Raw genomic sequence first — 17,911 nt, forward strand, 5'->3', positions numbered from 1 at the left:
TATGAAAACCTGCCTCGTCGTCGATGACTCCAAGGTGATCCGAAAGGTCGCGCGACATATTCTCGAGACACTCAATTTCGAGGTGCGCGAGGCAGGCGACGGGCGCGAGGCGCTGGAGGCGTGCCTGGCGGCATCGCCCGACGTCGTGCTGCTCGACTGGAACATGCCGGTGATGAGCGGGATGGATTTCCTGCGCGCGCTGAAGGACAGCGGCATCGCCAACAAGCCGAAGGTCGTGTTCTGCACCACCGAGAATGGCATGGCCTATATCCGCGCCGCGATCGAGGCGGGTGCCGACGAATATGTGATGAAGCCGTTCGATCGCGAGACGCTGGAGAGCAAGCTCCAGATCGTCGGCGTCGTCGCCTGAGGTAAATTTCCATGTCGGGCAGCTCTTTGGCGGCCGGCATCCAGCCGGATCCGCGCGACGATGTCGTTCGCATCCTGATCGTCGATGATTCGGCCGTCGCCCGCGCGGTGCTGGCCCGGATGATCGAGGGGATGCGCGGCTTTGCCGTGGTCGGGGCGGTCAGCAACGTGCCGGGTGCGCTCGCCTTTCTGGCGTCGCACCGCGCCGATGTGATCCTGCTCGATCTTGAGATGCCCGGCGTCCACGGCCTGACCGGCCTGCCCGACCTGCAGGCGGCGGGGCAGGGGGCGAAGATCCTCGTCGTATCCTCCGCCGCCGAACGCGGTGCCGCGGCTGCGGTACAGGCGCTGGCGCTGGGTGCCGCCGACACGCTGGTCAAACCGGGCGTGGGCAGCTTTGCCGGCAAGTTCGCCGAGACGCTGGAAGAGCGGCTGACGCGCCTCACCGATCGCGCGGGTGACCTGGTCGGGCCGAGCCAGCAGCCGCGCGTCGTGCCGCAGGAGTTCGACATCGTCGCGGTGGGCGCATCGACCGGCGGCATCCACGCGCTGAGCCAGATGCTGCGTGCAATTCCGCCGAGTTTCGAAGTCCCGATGCTGGTGACCCAGCATCTGCCCGCGTCGTTCATGAGCTATTTCGCCGCCCAGCTTGCGGTGCTGGCCGGGCGTCCGTGCGAAGTGGCCGAGGATCATATGCGCGTGCGCCCCGGCCGGATGCTGGTCGCGCCGGGCCATGCCCATATCCGTTGCGTCCGCACCAGCGACGGGGTCGCAATCCGGCTGACCGACGAGCGCGTCGCCAGCGGATGCATGCCGTCGGTTGATCCGATGCTGCAGTCGGTGGCGGATGTCTACGGCAAGCGCGGGCTGGGCGTGATGCTGTCGGGGATGGGGCGGGACGGATCGATCGGTGCGCGCGACCTGATCCAGACGGGCGGTGCGATCCTGGCGCAGGATCGTGCCAGCTCGGTCGTATGGGGCATGCCCGGTGCGGTTGCGGCGAGCGCCAGCGCGGTTCTGCCCCCCGACGAGATCGGACGCATGGTCGCCAGCCAGCGGCGGCCGCGTTGATGAGTGCGGTCCAGCCCTTTGCTTCGTCCGGCGCGATCAACATCATCGGCGCACTGCTGGAACAGCGGACCGGCCAGCAGATCGCGGCCAACCGCGCATGGCGGATCGAGACCGCGCTCAAGACGGTGCTGCGCGACCATGGGCTGGACAGCGTCGATCAGCTGATTGCGCGGCTGACCGGTATGCCTTCCGGCCCGCTCGCCGATGCGGTGGTCGACGCGCTGCTCAATAACGAAACGTCCTTTTTTCGTGACACCGGTGTGCTCGAGCTGGTGGTCGAGGCGGCCGCCGCGCTGGCGACCGAGCAGCCGGGACGCCGGCTGCGCATCTGGTCCGCGGGCTGTTCGACCGGGCAGGAACCCTATTCGCTCGCGATGCTGTTCGAGGAAGCCTATGTCGCGCGCGGCTTGCCGTTCCCTGAGATCGTTGCGACCGACGTATCGGCGGCGACGGTCGACCGCGCCCGCGCGGGACGATTCTCGCAATTCGAAATCCAGCGCGGTTTGCCGATCCGGCGGATGATGACCTGGTTCAATCAGGACGGGACGGAATGGGTCGTGCGTCCCGAGCTCGCCCGCCGCATTCAGTTTCGCCGCCACAATCTGGCGCAGGACGCGGCCCCGCCGGGCAAGTTCGACCTGATCCTGTGTCGCAACGTACTGTTCTACTTCCCGCCGGCGATGCGCAGCCGCGCCTATCAGACGCTGCGCAGCGCGATCCGGGACGGCGGGGCGCTGTTGCTGGGCGCGGGAGAAACGGTGATCGGCCAGACCGAAGCATTTGCGCCCTGCAGCCGGATTCGCGGCCTGTATCGCGCCGATCGCGCGCAAGGCGTCCCGCGGGCGACCGCGTTCGGCTGACACCGGGTTCAACCGGCTTGCGTTTCGGCGCGTGTCGCCGCATCCCTGCCAGTCATGCAGGACCGGGCCGAGCTCAACATCATCGACACGCCGTCGCCCAATTTCGGCGAGCGGCTGTTACCGATCAGCATGATCGTGCTGCACTATACCGGCATGCGCAGCGCGGAGGAGGCGATTGAGCGGCTGCGCGATCCCGATTTCGGCGTCTCCAGCCATTATCTGGTGGCGGAGGACGGACAGGTCGTGCGCATGGTGCCGGAGGACAAGCGTGCCTGGCACGCGGGCGGATCGCATTGGCGCGGGGTAACCGACGTCAATTCGGCGTCGGTGGGGATCGAGATCGTTAATCCTGGCCATGAATATGGCTATCGCCCTTTCCCCGACGAACAGATCGATGCGGTGATCCGCCTCGTTGCCGATATCAAGGATCGCTATTCGATCACGCGCGGCAATGTCGTGGGACATTCGGACATCGCGCCGACCCGCAAGCAGGATCCGGGTGAGCTGTTCCCCTGGGGCAAGCTGGCGCGGTTGCGGCTGGCGCTCCCGCGTCCGACCAAGAATCTGATGGACCCTGGCTGGACCGACGCTGGCTTCCTGCTCGCGCTGGAACGCTTCGGCTACGATGTGCGCGATCCGCTGGCGGCGACGGTGGCGTTTCAGCGGCGTTTCCGGCCCGAACTGATCGACGGCACAATCGATGCCGAATGCCGCATGCTGCTGCTCGCGCTGCTGCTGCCCAAACCGCAAGGCGACGACTGATGTTTTCGCGCGTGCCCGAAGGGGCGCCGGTGCTGACCGCCGCCGCGACGCGCGCGGCGGAGGACCGCGCGATCGCCGCCGGGTCGAGCGTCGCCGAGTTGATGGAGCGCGCCGGGACGGGCGTCGCCGGGTGGGTCCACCGGCTTGCGGCGGGCAGCGAGGTGCTCATCCTGTGCGGGCCGGGAAACAATGGCGGCGATGGCTATGTCGCAGCGCGGGTGCTGGCGAGCCAGGGCGTGCCGGTGCGGGTGGCGGCGCTGGGCGAGCCGAAGACTGAGGCTGCGGCTGCGGCGCGGGCGGCGTGGAGCGGGGCGGTCGAGGCGTTTCCAAGGGCAGAGGGGCCGGATCACCCGGCGCCGGTCGTTGTCGATGCAGTGTTCGGCACAGGATTATCGCGCGCGATCGACCTGCCCGTGGCCCGCGCGATCGAAGCCGCAATTTATGCCGCGCGGCTGTCGATCGCGGTCGATCTGCCGAGCGGGGCTGAGGCTGACACCGGGGGTGACTTTGGCGGCCACTGGATCGCACCATTCAATGCGACGCTCGCTTTGGGCGCGCTCAAGCCGGCACATGTCCTCGATCCGGTCGCAGAACTGTGCGGGGCCGTTCGTCTGATCGACCTGGGGCTGGATGACCTGTCGGAGGCGGGCAATTCCGCGTGGACCTTTGAACAGCCATTTTTCGCCACGCCGCGTAGCTGGTGGCACAAATATGACCGCGGCATGGTGGCGGTGATATCCGGTCCGATGCATGGCGCCGCCGAACTTGCCGCACGCGCTGCCTATCGTGCGGGCGCGGGCTATGTGCTGCTGCTGACCGGCGGACTGCCGCACCCACCGCACGCAATCGTGCGTCAGCGGTGGAACGCGGCGACGCTCGGCGACAAGCGAATCGGCGCCGTGGTGATCGGACCGGGACTGGGCCGCGATGACCGAGCCCGCGAAAAGCTGGACGCGGCGTTGTCGAGCGACCGGCGGCTGGTCATCGATGGCGACGCGCTGCACTTGATCGACCCCGACCGGTTGCGCGCGCGCACCGCGCCAAGCGTGCTGACCCCGCATGGCGGCGAGTTCATCGCGCTGTTCGGTAAGGGCGCTGGCAGCAAGATCGAGCAAACGCGTGACGCAGCAGCGCGGTGCGGCGCAATTGTGGTACACAAGGGCGCGGACACGGTGATCGCCGATCCGGACGGCTCGGTGTGGATCGCGCCGCGTGGAAGCGGTTGGCTTTCGGTGGCAGGGACGGGCGACGTGCTGGCGGGCGCGATCGCCGCGATGCTCGCGCAATGGCCGGGCGAGCCGCTGCGCGCGGCTTGCGCGGGCGTCTGGCTGCACGGGCGGGCAGCGCGCATCCTCGACCGGTGTTTCCTCGCCGACGAACTGGCGGATGCGCTTCCGCACGCCTATGAGCGCGCACGATGAGTGATGACGAAATGATCGTGCGGGTCGCCGCGCGCGGGGATGGGGTGACGGCGGACGGGCGCCATGCCGCGCTGGCAGCGCCCGGAGACCGGCTGCGCGCCGATGGCAGCGTTGCGCGCGGACCGCGCCATGTCGAACCGCCGTGCCGGCATTTCCCCGAATGCGGCGGGTGCCAGCTCCAGCATCTCGATGACGATGCCTATGCTGAGTTCCTGACGATGCGCATCGCCGGGGCGCTGGCGCAGCACGGCCTGACCGCCGAGATCCGCGCGCCGATCCTTTCGCCGCCGCGCACCCGCCGCCGCGCGACGCTGCACGCCGAGCGGCGCGGGCGGCAGGTGCATCTGGGCTTTACCGAACAATCGAGCCACCGGCTGATCGACGTGCAGCAATGCGAAGTGCTCGATCCGTGGCTGTTTTCACTGCTTCAGCCGCTGCGTGGGCTGCTCGCGGCGCATCTGCCAGCGAGCCGCCGCGTCAATGTCCACCTCGCGCTGACCGATCAGGGGCCGGACGTGCTGGTCGAGGGGCTGGTGACCGACAGCCTCAAGGCGGTCGAGGCCGTCACCGCCTTCGCGATGCGCCACGCGCTGGGGCGGCTCAGCGTCGATGACGGGATGGGGCCGGAAGCGCGCTGGGAGCCCGATCCGGTGACGGTGACGTTTGGCGGCGTTGCGGTGCCGTTTCCGGCCGCGAGCTTCCTGCAGGCAACGCCAGAGGGTGAGGCCGCCTTGGTCGCGGCGGTGCGTGAGGCGGTAGGCGGCGCGAAGACGATCGCCGACCTGTTCGCAGGGCTCGGCACCTTCACCTTCGCGATGGACGCTAAGGCCAAGGTCTATGCTGGCGAGGGCGCGCGCGACGCGATCCTGTCGCTCAAGGCGGCGGCCGGGCGCGGGCTGCGGCAGGTGTTCGCCGAGCATCGCGACCTGTTCCGCCGCCCGCTGACCGCGAAGGAACTCGACCTGTTCGACGCCGTGATCCTCGATCCGCCGCGTGCTGGCGCAAAGGAACAGGCGGTCGAACTGGCGGCGAGCAAGGCGCCGGTGATCGCCTATGTCTCGTGCAATCCCGCGACCTTCGCGCGCGATGCCGAGGCGCTGGTCAAGGGCGGCTATCGCCTCGACTGGGTGCAGCCGGTGGGACAGTTCCGCTGGTCGACGCATGCGGAGCTTGCGGCGAAGTTCAGCCGCTAGGGATAATCCGCCTTTACGAAATACAGCCCGTCCGAAGGCGCGTTGAGGCCGAGGCGGGCGCGGTCCTTCGCCTCCAGCGCGGCGCGCAAATCGTCGGCGGTCCATTGGCCGCGCCCGACCATCGACAGGCATCCGACCATCGACCGCACCTGATGATGCAGGAACGAGCGGGCAGAGGCATGGATCGCGATCTCGTCGCCCATCCGCACCACATCCAGCCGGTCGAGCGACTTCAATGGGCTGGCCGATTGGCAATGGACCGAGCGGAAGGTGGTGAAGTCGTGCGTGCCGACCAGGATCTGCGCGGCCTCATGCATCGCATCGGCGTCCAGCGCGTGGGGAACACGCCACTTCAGCCCCTTGTCGAAGGTCAGCGGGGCGCGGCGGGTGACGATGCGATAGACATAATGGCGCGCGATGCAGGAAAAGCGCGCGTGCCAGTCGTCGGGCACAACCTCGCACGCCAGGATCGCGACCTGCACCTTGCGGAGGTGCGCATTGAGCGCCTCCATCAGCCGGAACGGGACAATGTCCTTATCGATCTCGGTGTGCGCGCGCATGCCCAGCGCATGGACCCCGGCATCGGTGCGTCCGGCGGCGTGGACCAGCGCATCCTCCCCGGTGATACCGTGCAGCGCATCCTCGATCGCGCCCTGCACGCTGGGGCCGTGATCCTGATATTGCCAGCCCATGAAGGGGCGGCCGTCATATTCGATGGTCAGCGCAAAGCGGGTCACAGCTGGGTGCCCGGCGGGATCGGGAAGCCGTTGAGCAGCTCGCGCGTGGTGACGATGCCGCGCCCGGCGCGCTGGACGCGGGTCGGGCAGATGGCGCCGCTCGCGCAGGCGATCGTCAGTTCTCCATCCAAGACGACGCCGCGAGCAGTGCTTTCGTCGGGATGGCGGACAGTAGCAGCCAGCACGCGGATGCGTTCGCCAGCATGTTCGAACCACGCGCCGGGCGGGTTGAAAGCTCGGATCTGACGTTCGACCGCTTCGGCAGGCTGGTCGAAGTTCAGGCGGGTTTCGGCCTTGTCGATCTTTGCGGCATAGGTGACGCCGTCCTCCGGCTGAGCGACCGCCGGATGCCCGTCGAAATCGCCCAGCACCTCCACCATCAGCCGCGCGCCCAGTTCCGCCAGCTCCGCGGTCAGCTCGCCCGCAGCCTTTCCGTCGATCGGCGTCCGCCCCTCCAGCCGCACCGGGCCGGTGTCGAGCCCCGCCTCCATCTGCATGATTCCGACGCCGGTCTCCGCATCGCCCGCCAGGATCGCGCGCTGAATCGGCGCCGCACCCCGCCAGCGGGGCAGCAGCGAGCCATGCACGTTGAGGCAGCCGAGGCGCGGGGCATCGAGCACGCTGAGCGGAAGGATCAGGCCATAGGCCGCAACCACCGCGACATCGGCGTTGAGCGCGGCAAAGGCTGCGACGGCATCGGGGTCCTTCTTGAACGACAGCGGCGTCCGCACTTCAATCCCGAGTTCCTCCGCGCGGGCATGGACGGGGGAGGGGGTCAGCGCCTTGCCGCGCCGTCCGCCGGGGCGCGGCGGCTGGCTGTACGCCGCGACGACGTCATGGCCTGCTTCGACCAGCGCATTGAGGGTCGGCACCGCGAAGTCGGGGGTGCCCATGAAGATGATCCGCATGGCTGCGCCTGTAGCCCCATTCGTCATCCCGGCGAAAGCCGGGATCTCAGGCGGCAAGCGCAACCGCGTGAGATCCCGGCTTTCGCCGGGATGACGGATTGCCTACATCGCATCCATGGCATCGCCCGAGATCGACACCCTCACCCAAGCCCTGTCGCGGCTCCCCGGCCTTGGCCCGCGATCGGCGCGGCGGGCGGTGTTGCATCTGCTCAAGAAGCGCGAGACTGCACTCGACCCGCTGCTGCGTGCGCTGGAGGCGGTGAGCGAACGGCTCGCGACCTGTTCGATCTGCGGCAATGTCGATACGTCGGACCCGTGCGCGGTGTGCGCCGACCCGCGCCGCGACACGCGGCAACTCTGCGTGGTCGAGGAAGTCGCCGACCTGTGGGCGCTGGAGCGCTCGCGCCTGTTTCCCGGCAAATTCCACGTGCTCGGCGGCAAATTGTCGGCGCTCGACGGGGTGCGGCCAGAGGATCTGGCGATCGACAGCCTCGTCACCCGCATCGCTGCGGGCGGAGTGGACGAGGTCGTGCTTGCGATGAACGCGACGCTCGAGGGCCAGACCACCGCGCATTACATCGCCGAGCGGCTGGAGGGCTATCCGGTGCGGCTGACCCAGCTCGCGCACGGCCTGCCGGTGGGCGGCGAGCTCGACTATCTCGATGAAGGCACGCTGGCCCAGGCGCTGCGCGCGCGCCGGCCGGTCGCCTGATCACACTGATCGGAAAACTGCGGCGCGCGCGTAATTGACCCCGCACCGGCCAACACCTAAATTGGCACGATGGCTATTCTCCCTATCGTCGAAGTTCCCGATCCGCGTCTCAAGACCGTCTCCACCCCCGTCGAGAAGGTCGACGACGAACTGCGCGCGCTGATCGCCGACATGTTCGACACCATGTACGATGCGCCCGGCATCGGTCTCGCCGCGATTCAGGTCGGCGTGCCGAAGCGCGTGATCGTGATGGACTTGCAGGAGGAGGAAGACGAGGAAGGCAAGCCGATCAAGGCTCCGCGCGTCTTCATCAACCCCGAAATCCTCGATCCTGCAGAGGATATGAACACATATACCGAGGGCTGCCTGTCGGTCCCCGACCAGTTCGCCGATGTCGACCGCCCCGCCACTTGCCGCGTGAAGTGGCTGGATGAGCACGGCAACGCGCATGACGAGCAGTTCACCGGCCTGCTCGCGACCTGCATCCAGCATGAGATGGACCATCTGGAGGGGATCGTGTTCCTCGACCACCTCTCGCGGTTGAAGCGCCAGATGCTGATGAAGAAGCTGGAGAAGGCGCGCCGCCTGGCGGCTTGATGAGTCTGGTTATCCGCTAAAACATCCGTCACCCCGGCCTTGTGCCGGGGTCCACTCATCCACCAGCGCGGCGCTTGAGCCTCTTGCTTCGCGCTTGCCGCCCAGTGGCCCCCGGACCAAGTTCGGGGTGACCAGCTTTGGTTAGGTCAGGCGCTCCACCCGCCGTTCGACAGCCCGGCAATCCGCGTCTTGGCCGCGCGATACTCCGCGTCCAATCGGTCGACGAAGGTCGCCACCGGCTGCACGGCCTTCACCGCGCCGATGCCCTGGCCCGAACCCCAGATGTCGCGCCACGCCTTGGCCTTGGAATTCCCGCCGGAACCGAAATTCATCTTGCTCGGATCGCTCTCGGGCAGATTGTCGGGGTCCAGCCCCGCGGCCTCGATCGACTGGCGCAGGTAGTTGCCGTGAACGCCGGTGAACAGATTTGTGTAGACAATATCGGACGCGCCGCCCGCGACGATGCCCTGCTTATAGTCCGCCTCGGCATTCGCCTCAGCCGTCGCGATGAAGGGCGATCCGATATAGGCCATGTCCGCGCCCATCGCCTGCGCGGCGAGGATGGCGCCGCCATTGGCGATCGACCCCGACAGTGCGATCGGGCCGTCGAACCACGCGCGCGTTTCCTGCACGAACGCGAACGGGCTCAGCTGCCCGGCATGGCCGCCCGCGCCGGTGCAGACGAGGATCAGGCCGTCCGCGCCCTTCTCGATCGCCTTGTGCGCGAAGCGATCGTTGATGACGTCGTGCAGCGCGATGCCGCCCCAGCTGTGCACCGCCTGATTGAGCTGCTCCTGAGCGCCCAGCGAGGTGATGACGATCGGTACCTGCCACTTGGCGCAGGTGGTCAGGTCGGCCTCAAGCCGGTCGTTGGAGCGGTGGACGATCTGGTTGACCGCATAGGGCGCGGCCGGGCGATCCGGGTTGTCGCGGTTCCACGCGGCCAGTTCCTCGGTAATCTGGTGCAGCCATTCGTCGAGCTGGCTCTGCGGCCGCGCGTTAAGCGCGGGGAACGAGCCGACGATACCGGCCTTGCACTGGGCAATGACCAGTTCGGGGCCGGAGACGATGAAGAGCGGCGACCCGATGACGGGCAGGCGCAGGCGATCGAAGAGAGCGGGCAGGGCCATACCCGTTTCATAGACGAACCGAATTGCGTGTCCAGATGCTTTACGTAAACGGCAAGGGGCGGCGTACCGGAAATTCTAAAGACAATGCGATCAGTCGATCCGCCGCAGCCCGCTGCGAAACCGCCGCTGTCGCTCGGCATAATTCTGCGCGGAGTAGAGCAATCCTGTACGCGTCGTCGCATCGATCTCGCGAATCGCGCGGGCGGGGCTGCCGACGATCAGGCTGCCGGGCGGGAACTCCTTGCCCTCGGTCACCAGCGCGCCGGCGCCGATCAGGCAATCGTCGCCGATCACCGCGCGGTTGAGGATGATCGCGCCCATGCCCACCAGCACTCGGTTGCCGATGGTGCAGCCGTGAAGGATGGCGTGATGGCCGATCGTGCAATCCTCTCCGACAGTCAGCGGGGCGCCTGGGTCGGAATGGAGCATCGCCCCTTCCTGCACATTGCTGCGCGCGCCCAGAATGATCGGCGTGTTGTCCGCCCGGATGACGGCCCCGAACCAGATACTCGCCCCCGCCGCCAGCCGCGCATCGCCGATCACGTCCGCGCTCGGTGCGATCCAGGCATCGGGGTCGATCGCGGGCCGGAGGTCTTCGAAAGCATAGATCGGCATGCAACTCTCCCGGTCGTCAGTAAAATCGGACGGAGGCGGAACGTCCGGCGTTTTCAACCGTATTGCATGTAACTCGGCCGTGCCGGGACGGATATGGGAGACATCGGATGATCAACCTAATTGTACTGCTGATCGTGGGCGGTGTGCTTGGCTGGCTGGCCAGCATCGTGATGCGTACCGACGCCCAACAGGGCATTTTCCTCAACATCGTGGTCGGCATCGTGGGCGCTCTGCTCGCCGGTCTGCTGATCACCCCGATGATCGGCGGCGCGTCGATCACGGACGGGTCGTTCAGCCCGATTTCGCTGCTGATCTCGTTCCTGGGCGCAGTCGTGCTGCTCGGGATCGTCAACCTGGTTCGTCGCGGCTCGGTCCGCTAACGGACGCTTCATTCTACCCTTCCCAAGCCCTTACGGGGTGACCGTCCGGTCGCCCCGTATTTTTATGCGGGGAAGGTAGGAAGACCCGGTACGGGGACACCGAACAGCAGCGCGATTCCCACTGCACCGCACAATGCCGCAAGGGTCGATGACATCGAAAACAGGCCCCAGCCGACAGCGGTCACCATCGCAGGGTTGGGCCGCGCCGCGCGGCGGTTCTGCTCGGCAGAAATGAGAACAAAGCCCGTCAACAGGCCGTAAATGAACACGGAAAACTCTAGCATACGAATCTGATCCCGCCCCCGGAAACAGATTCCATGCTATCGCGCATTGGTTAACGCTTCAACGCCGGCGGCTACGCATTTTGCACCGCATGATGCACGGGAGAGCGCATTTCTTGAAGGCTCCAGCTGCCAAACGATGGTGTCCGAGCGCCCCCCTGCACGCTCCGAAGGGGCAGGGCGGGCATCCATTGCATTGCTGCAACGCGCAACGGCGTTCCGGACGGCCCGCTCGAACGCCTCGAGCCGCGGAACCGTCCGTCAGGCAAACGACATGGCGGCCGCGACATGACAGTTCAGGCTTGCTCTTGGCGGCAAGCCATGGAAGCGAAGAACTGACCACTGCCCCGGGATTTCCAGCCAGATGACCAAGACTTTAGCGCGCGCACTACCCTTTTCGCGGACCCGGATCGGGCTCGGGACTGCATTGGGCGTAAGCGGCGCGCTGCTCTTCTTCCTGATCACCGGCGCACTCACCTATTCGAACATGCTCACGCTGCGGGCGGATACCGCCAAGGTCGTGCACACGCATGACGTGATCACCGAACTGGGCAGCTTGCTGTCCGCGACGCAGGATGCTGAGACCGGACAGCGCGGCTTCCTCCTCACCGGCAACACCCGCTATCTCGAGCCGTATCAGGACGCAATCGCGCGCGCCGACGCCAGCGTGAGCACGATCCAGTCGCTGACCAGCGACAATCCCGCGCAACAACTGGCGCTGCGTCGGCTCAAGCCGCGGCTCGCGGCGCGCTTTGCCGAACTGCGCGAGACGATCGAGATCCGCCGTGCACGCGGCGTTTCGGCCGCGCTCGATGTCGTCAATACCGACCGCGGCAAGGTACAGATGGATGCGGTGCGCGCGCAGATCGAAGCGATGCGGGCCGAAGAGCGGCGGCTGCGCGGTGCCCGGCTGCAGCAGATGGACAGCGCCTATGCGACCGCGACGCTCAGCGGCGTTCTTGCCGCAATCCTCGGCATCGGGCTCACGCTCGCGGTCGGCTTCCTGGTCCATCGCAGCACCGTCGCGCGGCAGCGTCAGGCGTGGCTGCAGGCCGGCGAAGTCGGACTTGGCCAGGCGATGCTGGGCGACAAGACCGTGCACCAGCTCAGCGAGAGCATTCTCGATTTCCTGACGCCCTATCTGGGCGCGCAGGCGAGTGTGCTGTTCAAGGGTGAATATGGCGCGTTCGAGCGGATGGCGACGCTTGGGGTGCCCGGCGATGCTACCGTGACCGACCGGTTCCGTCTGCGCGAAGGTATGCTCGGGCGAGTCGCGTCCGATGGCGCGGCGGTGGTACTGGACGATGTGCCGGAGGGGTATCTGACGCTCGGCTCGGGGCTTGGGCGCGACACGCCGCGCCACCTTGTCATCGCCCCGCTCAGCGCCGACGGCGCGACCAACGCGGTGCTCGAATTCGGCTTCCTGCACCCGGTGAGCGAAGGCGCGCTGGAACTGCTGGAGCGCATCGCCCAGCCCGCCGGCGTCGCGTTGCGCTCCGCCAAATATCGCAGCGAGCTGCAGGCGCTGCTCGACGAGACTCAGCGCCAATCCGAAGAGCTGCAGGTGCAGAGCGAGGAGCTGCGCGTCTCGAACGAGGAGCTGGAAGAGCAGGGGCGTGCGCTCAAGGAATCGGCCGTGCGGCTGGAGCAGCAGCAGGTCGAGCTGGAGCAGACGAACACCCAGCTGGAGGAACAGGCGCAGCTGCTCGAAGCGCAGCGCGACGATCTGGCGCGGACCAGCGCCGCGGTCGAGCTGAAGGCGCGCGAGCTCGAACAGGCAAGCCAGTACAAGTCCGACTTCCTGGCGAATATGAGCCATGAGCTGCGCACGCCGCTCAATTCGCTGCTGATCCTGTCGAAACTGCTCGGCGACAACCCCAATGGCAATCTGACGGACGAGCAGACGCAATATGCCCGCACGATTCAGGCGTCTGGCAATGACCTGCTGAACCTGATCAACGATATTCTCGACCTGTCGAAGATCGAGGCTGGGCATGTCGAGATCGATGCGCAGGCGCTGACGTTGGCACGCCTGACGGCCGATCTGCGGCAGATGTTCGATCCGATCGCGCGCGACCGCGGGCTGTCCTTCAACATCGATGTCGCGGGCGATGCGCCCGCCGCGATCGATACCGACCGCCAGCGGCTCGAACAGGTTCTGAAGAACCTGCTGTCCAACGCCTTCAAATTTACGGAAGCCGGCGGTGTTTCGCTCGCGATCGCGCCGGTGGGGGAGGATCGGCTGGCGCTGACCGTCACCGACACCGGCATCGGCATTTCGCCCGATCAGCATCAGGCGATCTTCGACGCGTTTCGACAGGCCGACGGCGCGATCAACCGCAGGTTCGGCGGTACCGGTCTTGGGCTGTCGATCTCGCGGGAACTGACGCGCCTGCTGGGCGGAACGATCTCGCTGAAGAGCGAACCGGGTGTCGGCAGCAGCTTCACCGTCACGATTCCGCTCGAATACGACCCCGCTCTGGTGGAAGGACGCGCGGAGCCGAGTGCGCCCGCCGCGCCCGCGTCCGCGCCCGCCATGGCTCCGCCGCGCCGGATGCCGCGGCTCGCACCGATCGAAGACGATCGCGACCGCCTTGAGGGCGCGCGTCGCGTGCTGCTGGTGGTGGAGGATGATCAGGTCTTTGCCGGGATCGTCCGAGACCTGTCGCGGGAAGCCGGGTTCCAGACGTTGGTCGCCGGCACCGCCGAAGAAGCACTCGACCTTGCGCGCCAGCACCGCCCGAGCGCGATCGTGCTGGATCTCGGCCTGCCCGACCAGTCGGGCCTGGCCGTGCTCGACCGGCTCAAGCGCGAGGACGCGACACGCCACATTCCGATCCATGTCGTATCGGCCAGCGATCAGACCCAGACCGCCTTCTCGCTCGGCGCGATGGGCTATCTGCTCAAGCCGGTAAAGCGTGAGGATCTGGCCCACGCGCTGGAGACGCTGGAGGCACAGCTGAGCCGCACCGTCCGTCGCGTGCTGATTGTGGAGGACGATCCCGTCCAGCGCGACGCGGTGGGCAAGCTGTTGGCCGGGCCCGAGGTGGACACCGTCGGGGCGGGCACCGCTGCCGAATGTCTCCAGCTCCTGCGCGAGCAGACGTTCGACTGCATGGTACTCGACCTCACGCTGCCCGACGCCTCGGGCTTCTCATTGCTCGAAACCCTGAGCGAGGACGAGGCGCACAGCTTCCCGCCGGTCATCGTCTATACCGGCCACGACCTGTCGCGCGAGGATGAGCAGAAGCTGCGCCGCTATTCGAGCTCGATCATCATCAAGGGCGCGAAATCGCCCGAACGTCTGCTCGACGAGGTGACCTTGTTCCTGCACCAGGTGGTGTCCGAACTGCCGCCCGAACAGCAGAAGATGATCCAGCAGGCGCGCCATCGCGATGCGTTGCTCGAGGGACGGCGAATCCTGATCGTCGAGGACGACGTCCGCAACGTCTATTCGCTGACCAACATCCTCGAACCGCGCGGGGCGAAGGTGACGATCGCGCGCAACGGTCAGGAAGCGCTCGACGCACTCGACAGCGCCGCCGGTACGCCCGATGCGATCGATCTGGTGCTGATGGACGTGATGATGCCGGTCATGGACGGGCTGGAGGCCACGCGGCGGATGCGGCTCGACCGGCGCTGGACGCGGCTGCCGGTGATCATGCTGACAGCCAAGGCGATGCCGGACGATCAGGCTAATTGCATTGCCGCCGGTGCCAATGACTATATGGCCAAGCCGCTCGACGTCGATAAACTGCTGTCCCTGGTGCGTGTATGGATGCCGCGTTGACCCGGGGATCGACCGAAGCGGTCGAGGACATCGAGATTCAATTGCTGCTGGAGGCGCTGTTCCGGCGCTATCATTACGACTTTCGGCACTATGCGCGGGCGTCGATCAAGCGTCGCTTGCGCCAGGCACGCGAGCAGCTTGGCTTTTCCGACTTCACGGCGATGCAACAGGCACTGCTGCACGGCGACGCGCTGGTCACGCGCCTGCTCGACTATCTGACCGTGCAGGTGAGCGAGATGTTTCGCGACCCGGGTTATTTCCGTGCGATCCGCGAACAGGTACTGCCGCATCTGCGTACCTATCCCTCGCTCAAGCTGTGGATCGCCGGATGCAGCCACGGCGAGGAACTCTATTCTTTCGCGATCCTGTTGCATGAGGAAGGCCTGCTCGACCGCACCTTGATCTATGCGACGGACATCAATCCGGCAGCGCTCGAAGCCGCGCAAAGCGGCGTCTATGCGCTGGATCGGCTGGCTGCGTTCACGCAGAACCATCAGCGCGCGGGCGGCAAGACCTCGCTGTCCGACTATTACACCACCGCCTATGGCCGCGCGGTGTTCGACAAGAAGCTCCGCGCGCAGGTGGTGTTTTCCGATCACAGCCTGGTGACCGACGCGGTGTTCGCCGAATGCCAGTTCGTGTCGTGCCGCAACGTCATGATCTATTTCGACCGCCCCTTGCAGGACCGCGCGGTCGGACTGTTCAAGGATTCGCTCTCCCGGCGCGGGTTTCTCGGGCTCGGTTCCAAGGAAACGCTGCGCTTCTCGGCCCATGCCGACGCGTTCAGCGACTTTGTGCGCGAAGAAAAAATCTACCAGCGGCGCGACGGATGAGCGGCGCGACCCCGCAGGCAGTGGTGATTGGCGCATCCGCGGGCGCGGTGCAGGCGTTGTCCACGATCCTGCCGCGTCTGCCGATCGATTATCCCGTTCCGGTGCTGATCGTCGTTCATGTCCCGGAGGGGCCCTCGGGTCTGCACACCCTGTTCGCGAGCAAGGGCGCGATTGCGTTTCGCGAGCCGGAGGACAAGGAGCCGATCGTGCCGGCGACCGTCTATCTGGCCCCGCCGGGCTATCACATGCTGGTCGAGCTAAACCGCAACATCGCGCTCTCCACCGACGAGCCGGTGCTGTTTTCGCGCCCGTCCATCGACGTGCTGTTCGAAAGCGCTGCCGATAGCTACGGTCCCGGGCTGACCGGCATCATCCTGACCGGCGCGAATGAAGACGGCGCGCGCGGGGCCGCCGCGATTCATCGCGCAGGCGGAACGGTGCTGGTAGAAGACCCCGCGACTGCTTATGCCCCGGCGATGCCGACGGCAGCACGCGCATACTGTCCGGCCGCGAAGTCCATGTCGCTCGACGCGATTGCCGATCATCTGCTTAACCTTGGAACATCATGAGCAACGCGTCCGAACCGATCCATTTTCTGCTCGTCGACGATCTCGAGGAGAATTTGCTCGCGCTCGAGGCGCTGCTGCGTCGCGATGGGCTTTCCTTCCTGCGCGCGCGCTCTGGGGAACAGGCGCTGGAGCTGTTGCTGCAGCATGAAGTCGCGCTCGCGCTGCTCGACGTGCAGATGCCGGGCATGGACGGGTTCGAACTGGCCGAATTCATGCGCGGCAATGTGCGGACCCGGCACGTGCCGATCATCTTCGTGACGGCCGGCAGTGCCGATGTTCAACGGCGTTTCCGTGGTTATGAGGCGGGGGCAGTCGACTTCATCCAGAAGCCCATCGAACCCGACATCCTGCGCGGGAAGGCCAATGTGTTTTTCGAACTCCATCAGCAACGCCGGGCGCTCTCCGACGCGGCCGAGCAGCTCGAGAGCGAGGTGCGGAAGCGGACTTCGGAGCTCGAGCATACGCTTGCACGCCTTCAGTCGGAGATCGTCGAGCGCGAGCGCGCCGAAGCCTCGCTTCGCCAAAGCCAGAAGATGGAGGCGGTAGGTCAGCTGACCGGCGGCATCGCGCATGATTTCAATAACATGCTGACGGGCATCATCGGGTCGCTCGATCTGGTGCGGCGCAAGATCGCGGCCGGGCGGGTCGACGAGATCGATCGCTATATCGACGCGGCCAGCACCTCGGCGAGCCGCGCCGCGTCGTTGACCCACCGTCTGCTGGCCTTTTCGCGTCGCCAGTCGCTCGACCCGCGCCCGCTCGACCTCAACGACCTGGTCCGGTCGATGTCGCCGCTGGTCGAACATGCGCTGCCCGAACAGATCGAGCTGGTGCTGGCCTATGGGACCGACCTGCCGCACGCGCTGGCCGACGCCAATCAGCTGGAAAACGCGGTCCTCAACCTCGCGCTCAACGCACGCGATGCCATGCCCGGTGGCGGGCGGCTGACGATCGAGACCAGCGTCGTCGATATCGATGCCGCACAGGGCGCTACGCGCGGGGGACTCCCGGTGGGCCGGTTCGTCATGGTGGCGGTGTCGGACACGGGCACCGGCATCCCCGCCGATGTGCTCGAAAAAGTGTTCGATCCGTTCTTCACCACCAAGCCGCAGGGACAGGGCACCGGCCTAGGCCTGTCGATGGTCTATGGCTTTGCCCAGCAGAGCGGGGGCGCGGTGCGGATCCACAGCCAACCGGACCTGGGGACGTCGGTGAAGCTGTACCTGCCCACGACCAGCGCACGCCCCGTGGTCTCGCCCGCCGCACCTGCCGTGTCCCCCCGTGGCGGTGGCCAGCGCGTGTTGATCGTGGAAGATGATCAGGCGGTGCGGATGCTGGTCTGCGAGGTGCTTCGGGAACTCGCCTATGAAGCGATCGAGATATCGGACCCGACGACCGCGCTGCCGCTGCTCGCGTCGGACGAGCGCATCGACCTGATGGTATCGGATATCGGGATGCCCGGAATCAACGGCCGTGACTTGGCCAACGCCGCGCGCCTCCATCGACCTGACCTGCCGATCCTGTTCATCACCGGCTATGCCGAACAGGCGACCCAGCGTGGGGAGTTTCTGGGTGAGAACATGTCGATGATCACCAAACCCTTCTCGCTCGAAACCCTGGCGGTGACCATCGGCGAGATGATCGGGGAAGCCCGCTGACCTGTCCGAGACGGGCGGGTCCGAT

18 protein-coding genes are annotated in these 17,911 nt (G+C 66.6%); 13 read left to right on the forward strand and 5 right to left on the reverse strand.

The window, feature by feature from the left end:
- Position 1 precedes the first annotated feature (1 nt).
- From ACO05N_RS11180 to ACO05N_RS11205, 6 genes are read left to right on the forward strand one after another with little or no spacing between them, the layout of a single operon-like run.
- Positions 2 to 370, forward strand: a complete 369-nt coding sequence (locus ACO05N_RS11180; protein WP_422057159.1) for a response regulator — start codon at positions 2 to 4, stop codon at positions 368 to 370.
- 11 nt (positions 371 to 381) lie between these two features.
- Positions 382 to 1,440 (forward strand): chemotaxis protein CheB, encoded by a 1,059-nt coding sequence (locus ACO05N_RS11185; RefSeq protein WP_422057160.1) that lies wholly within the window; start codon positions 382 to 384, stop codon positions 1,438 to 1,440.
- Entirely contained in the window at positions 1,440 to 2,300 is an 861-nt protein-coding gene (locus ACO05N_RS11190; RefSeq protein WP_422057161.1) for a CheR family methyltransferase, read from the forward strand. Before ACO05N_RS11185 ends, ACO05N_RS11190 begins: the two co-directional genes overlap by 1 nt.
- A 54-nt stretch (positions 2,301 to 2,354) precedes the next feature.
- Positions 2,355 to 3,062 (forward strand): N-acetylmuramoyl-L-alanine amidase, encoded by a 708-nt coding sequence (locus ACO05N_RS11195; protein ID WP_422057162.1) that lies wholly within the window; start codon positions 2,355 to 2,357, stop codon positions 3,060 to 3,062.
- The gene (locus tag ACO05N_RS11200; protein WP_422057163.1) at positions 3,062 to 4,483 is read left to right on the forward strand and encodes an NAD(P)H-hydrate dehydratase; all 1,422 of its coding nucleotides are present in this window, start codon (positions 3,062 to 3,064) and stop codon (positions 4,481 to 4,483) included. The genes ACO05N_RS11195 and ACO05N_RS11200 overlap by 1 nt, the downstream gene beginning before the upstream one ends.
- On the forward strand, positions 4,480 to 5,676 hold the full coding sequence (locus ACO05N_RS11205; protein ID WP_422057164.1) for a class I SAM-dependent RNA methyltransferase: 1,197 nt from the start codon (positions 4,480 to 4,482) through the stop codon (positions 5,674 to 5,676). The genes ACO05N_RS11200 and ACO05N_RS11205 overlap by 4 nt, the downstream gene beginning before the upstream one ends.
- Here the strand turns inward: ACO05N_RS11205 and truA are convergent.
- A complete protein-coding gene (gene truA / locus ACO05N_RS11210; protein WP_422057165.1) occupies positions 5,673 to 6,413 on the reverse strand; it encodes a tRNA pseudouridine(38-40) synthase TruA in 741 nt (246 codons plus the stop codon). The two genes, ACO05N_RS11205 and truA, sit on opposite strands and share 4 nt — an antisense overlap.
- Entirely contained in the window at positions 6,410 to 7,321 is a 912-nt protein-coding gene (gene fmt / locus ACO05N_RS11215) for a methionyl-tRNA formyltransferase (protein WP_422057166.1), read from the reverse strand. The genes truA and fmt overlap by 4 nt, the downstream gene beginning before the upstream one ends.
- A gap of 115 nt (positions 7,322 to 7,436) precedes the next feature.
- On the opposite strand from fmt, the gene recR reads away from it, so the two are divergent.
- Together recR and def are read left to right on the forward strand one after the other, a co-directional pair.
- Positions 7,437 to 8,033, forward strand: coding sequence for a recombination mediator RecR (recR, locus tag ACO05N_RS11220; protein WP_422057167.1), 597 nt, complete (start codon positions 7,437 to 7,439; stop codon positions 8,031 to 8,033).
- Positions 8,034 to 8,102: 69 nt separating this feature from the next.
- Positions 8,103 to 8,630 (forward strand): peptide deformylase, encoded by a 528-nt coding sequence (gene def / locus ACO05N_RS11225; protein WP_422057168.1) that lies wholly within the window; start codon positions 8,103 to 8,105, stop codon positions 8,628 to 8,630.
- A 146-nt stretch (positions 8,631 to 8,776) separates the two neighbouring features.
- Here the strand turns inward: def and ACO05N_RS11230 are convergent, their stop codons facing one another.
- Positions 8,777 to 9,760, reverse strand: coding sequence for an NAD(P)H-dependent flavin oxidoreductase (locus ACO05N_RS11230; protein ID WP_422057169.1), 984 nt, complete (start codon positions 9,758 to 9,760; stop codon positions 8,777 to 8,779).
- Between the two features lie 90 nt (positions 9,761 to 9,850).
- A complete protein-coding gene (locus tag ACO05N_RS11235; protein ID WP_422057170.1) occupies positions 9,851 to 10,375 on the reverse strand; it encodes a gamma carbonic anhydrase family protein in 525 nt (174 codons plus the stop codon).
- A gap of 107 nt (positions 10,376 to 10,482) precedes the next feature.
- On the opposite strand from ACO05N_RS11235, the gene ACO05N_RS11240 reads away from it, so the two are divergent.
- Positions 10,483 to 10,755 (forward strand): GlsB/YeaQ/YmgE family stress response membrane protein, encoded by a 273-nt coding sequence (locus ACO05N_RS11240; protein WP_422057171.1) that lies wholly within the window; start codon positions 10,483 to 10,485, stop codon positions 10,753 to 10,755.
- A 62-nt stretch (positions 10,756 to 10,817) separates the two neighbouring features.
- On the opposite strand, the gene ACO05N_RS11245 is transcribed toward ACO05N_RS11240, so the two are convergent.
- The gene (locus ACO05N_RS11245; RefSeq protein WP_422057172.1) at positions 10,818 to 11,039 is read right to left on the reverse strand and encodes a hypothetical protein; all 222 of its coding nucleotides are present in this window, start codon (positions 11,037 to 11,039) and stop codon (positions 10,818 to 10,820) included.
- 361 nt (positions 11,040 to 11,400) lie between these two features.
- Here ACO05N_RS11245 and ACO05N_RS11250 point away from each other — a divergent pair, with 361 nt between their 5' ends.
- Genes ACO05N_RS11250 through ACO05N_RS11265 form a run of 4 tightly spaced genes read left to right on the forward strand, consistent with a single transcriptional unit; the run spans position 11,401 to position 17,886 of the window.
- Positions 11,401 to 14,826: a response regulator gene (locus ACO05N_RS11250; RefSeq protein ID WP_422057173.1), complete on the forward strand. Its 3,426-nt coding sequence runs from the start codon at positions 11,401 to 11,403 to the stop codon at positions 14,824 to 14,826.
- The gene (locus ACO05N_RS11255) at positions 14,811 to 15,659 is read left to right on the forward strand and encodes a CheR family methyltransferase (protein ID WP_422057174.1); all 849 of its coding nucleotides are present in this window, start codon (positions 14,811 to 14,813) and stop codon (positions 15,657 to 15,659) included. The genes ACO05N_RS11250 and ACO05N_RS11255 overlap by 16 nt, the downstream gene beginning before the upstream one ends.
- On the forward strand, positions 15,656 to 16,228 hold the full coding sequence (locus ACO05N_RS11260) for a chemotaxis protein CheB (protein ID WP_422057175.1): 573 nt from the start codon (positions 15,656 to 15,658) through the stop codon (positions 16,226 to 16,228). The genes ACO05N_RS11255 and ACO05N_RS11260 overlap by 4 nt, the downstream gene beginning before the upstream one ends.
- Positions 16,225 to 17,886: a response regulator gene (locus ACO05N_RS11265; protein WP_422057176.1), complete on the forward strand. Its 1,662-nt coding sequence runs from the start codon at positions 16,225 to 16,227 to the stop codon at positions 17,884 to 17,886. Before ACO05N_RS11260 ends, ACO05N_RS11265 begins: the two co-directional genes overlap by 4 nt.
- Positions 17,887 to 17,911: the final 25 nt, after the last annotated feature.

The organism is Sphingomonas sp. (genome assembly GCF_965227385.1).
In the GTDB taxonomy this organism is placed as follows: Bacteria; Pseudomonadota; Alphaproteobacteria; order Sphingomonadales; family Sphingomonadaceae; genus Sphingomonas.

What these genes read in the sequence shown, in the direction of transcription:
- ACO05N_RS11180 (WP_422057159.1), top strand. Translation starts at nt 2, where the DNA reads ATGAAAACCTGCCTCGTCGTCGATGACTCCAAGGTGATCCGAAAGGTC.
- ACO05N_RS11245 (WP_422057172.1), bottom strand. Translation starts at nt 11,039, where the DNA reads ATGCTAGAGTTTTCCGTGTTCATTTACGGCCTGTTGACGGGCTTTGTT.
- ACO05N_RS11205 (WP_422057164.1), top strand. Translation starts at nt 4,480, where the DNA reads ATGAGTGATGACGAAATGATCGTGCGGGTCGCCGCGCGCGGGGATGGG.
- ACO05N_RS11200 (WP_422057163.1), top strand. Translation starts at nt 3,062, where the DNA reads ATGTTTTCGCGCGTGCCCGAAGGGGCGCCGGTGCTGACCGCCGCCGCG.
- def (WP_422057168.1), top strand. Translation starts at nt 8,103, where the DNA reads ATGGCTATTCTCCCTATCGTCGAAGTTCCCGATCCGCGTCTCAAGACC.
- ACO05N_RS11255 (WP_422057174.1), top strand. Translation starts at nt 14,811, where the DNA reads ATGGATGCCGCGTTGACCCGGGGATCGACCGAAGCGGTCGAGGACATC.
- ACO05N_RS11235 (WP_422057170.1), bottom strand. Translation starts at nt 10,375, where the DNA reads ATGCCGATCTATGCTTTCGAAGACCTCCGGCCCGCGATCGACCCCGAT.
- ACO05N_RS11230 (WP_422057169.1), bottom strand. Translation starts at nt 9,760, where the DNA reads ATGGCCCTGCCCGCTCTCTTCGATCGCCTGCGCCTGCCCGTCATCGGG.
- ACO05N_RS11260 (WP_422057175.1), top strand. Translation starts at nt 15,656, where the DNA reads ATGAGCGGCGCGACCCCGCAGGCAGTGGTGATTGGCGCATCCGCGGGC.
- ACO05N_RS11265 (WP_422057176.1), top strand. Translation starts at nt 16,225, where the DNA reads ATGAGCAACGCGTCCGAACCGATCCATTTTCTGCTCGTCGACGATCTC.
- fmt (WP_422057166.1), bottom strand. Translation starts at nt 7,321, where the DNA reads ATGCGGATCATCTTCATGGGCACCCCCGACTTCGCGGTGCCGACCCTC.
- ACO05N_RS11195 (WP_422057162.1), top strand. Translation starts at nt 2,355, where the DNA reads ATGCAGGACCGGGCCGAGCTCAACATCATCGACACGCCGTCGCCCAAT.
- ACO05N_RS11190 (WP_422057161.1), top strand. Translation starts at nt 1,440, where the DNA reads ATGAGTGCGGTCCAGCCCTTTGCTTCGTCCGGCGCGATCAACATCATC.
- ACO05N_RS11240 (WP_422057171.1), top strand. Translation starts at nt 10,483, where the DNA reads ATGATCAACCTAATTGTACTGCTGATCGTGGGCGGTGTGCTTGGCTGG.
- recR (WP_422057167.1), top strand. Translation starts at nt 7,437, where the DNA reads ATGGCATCGCCCGAGATCGACACCCTCACCCAAGCCCTGTCGCGGCTC.
- ACO05N_RS11185 (WP_422057160.1), top strand. Translation starts at nt 382, where the DNA reads ATGTCGGGCAGCTCTTTGGCGGCCGGCATCCAGCCGGATCCGCGCGAC.
- ACO05N_RS11250 (WP_422057173.1), top strand. Translation starts at nt 11,401, where the DNA reads ATGACCAAGACTTTAGCGCGCGCACTACCCTTTTCGCGGACCCGGATC.